Origin of the sequence: Salipiger sp. HF18 (assembly GCF_011806505.1) — a bacterium.
Classification (GTDB): Bacteria; Pseudomonadota; Alphaproteobacteria; order Rhodobacterales; family Rhodobacteraceae; genus Salipiger; species Salipiger thiooxidans.
Window position 1 is genome coordinate 1 of record NZ_JAATOS010000761.1, and the last position, 1,326, is coordinate 1,326.

General features: G+C 68.3%; 2 protein-coding genes. One reads left to right on the forward strand and one right to left on the reverse strand.

All coding sequences use genetic code 11. The features are described from left to right. Positions 1 to 45: 45 nt before the first annotated feature. Entirely contained in the window at positions 46 to 390 is a 345-nt protein-coding gene (locus HC022_RS26670; RefSeq protein ID WP_167454392.1) for an antibiotic biosynthesis monooxygenase, read from the reverse strand. Positions 391 to 565: 175 nt separating this feature from the next. Between HC022_RS26670 and HC022_RS26675 the strand changes: the two genes are divergently transcribed. Beyond that, positions 566 to 1,258, forward strand: coding sequence for a hypothetical protein (locus HC022_RS26675; RefSeq protein WP_254885284.1), 693 nt, complete (start codon positions 566 to 568; stop codon positions 1,256 to 1,258). The last annotated feature ends 68 nt before the right edge of the window (positions 1,259 to 1,326 follow it).

The following is a 1,326-nucleotide window of genomic DNA, read 5'->3' on the forward strand; positions in this document are numbered from 1 at the left end:
GTGTCCCATTGCCTCCGGCGGGAGTTTACCCGGCAAGATGAAGGATCAGCCGTGGGTGTCGAGGCTGTCCTGCGGGGCGCCGGCGCGCTCGGTCATGCCGTAGTCGCGCAGCACGTGGCAGACCTTGAGCCGGTAGTCGGCGAAGATGCCCTCGCGCCCGGCCCGCTGCGCCGCGCGGTGGGCGCTCAGGCGGCGCCAGCGCTCCACCGCCGCCTCGTCCTCGAAGAAGCTGATCGACAGCAGCTTGCCCGGGTTGGTCAGGCTCTCGAAGCGTTCGACCGAGAGGAAGCCTTCGACCTCCTCGACCATTGGGCGCATGGCGGCGGCGATGTCGAGGTAGTCGTCGCGGCGGCCCTCGGCGGGAACGACTTCGAAGATGATGGCGATCATGGCTGTCCTCCTGACGGCGCATCCTGCCCGCTGGAACAGGGTTTTCCAAGCGCCGGACTCCGGGGATGGCCCGGGCCGCTGCGCGCGGCCCGCGCGTGGAGCGGCGGATTCGGGCCGGGATATTCCGCCCCGGAGATTTACACCCCCTCGGGTGCCGCGTATTCGGGGGCTCGCAATGGAGTTTGACGAGATGACGGACATGTCGCGCGGTGTGGTCTACGTGGCCTGGGGCAAGGATCACGTGGACGTGGCGCGCCGCTCGGCCGCGAGCGTGAAGCGCTGGAACCCGGGGCTCGGCACCGCGATCTGGTGCAAGGACGGCGACGACACCAGCGGCTTCGACCACGCCTTTTTCATCCCCGAGGGGCTGAAGCGGCCCAAGGTGAACGTGCTGGGCGAGAGCCCCTTCGACGAGACGCTGTTCCTCGACAACGACACGGTGGTGCGGGCGGAGCTGGGCTCGTTCTTCGATCTGCTGCGCAAGTACGAGATGTGCGGCACCCAGGTGATCCTGTGGCACCGGCCGCGGCATCTGAAGAAGATCGCGCTGGACCTGCCCGAGACCTTCCCCGAGATCAACACCGGCGTGCTGCTCTACCGCAAGGCACCCGCGGTGCTGGACTTCTTCCGCGACTGGGCCGAGACCTTCGCGGCCTCGGGCATGGGCATCGACCAGCCGTCGTTCCGCGAGGTGCTGTGGCGCTCGGACGTTCGTTTCTACGTCTTCCCGCCGCAGTTCAACAAGCGCGTCTTCGAAGCCTCGGAGCTGATCTGGTCCGACGCCCCGCGCGCCCGCATCCTGCATCTCGAGCTGCTGCGACCGCAGAAGAACCCGATCCTGCGCTGGATCTCGAACCGCATCCGCTGAGCCGCGCCGCTCCCTTGCCTGCGGGCGGGGAGCGTGCGACGGTCGCCGCGACGGAGGACACCACATGG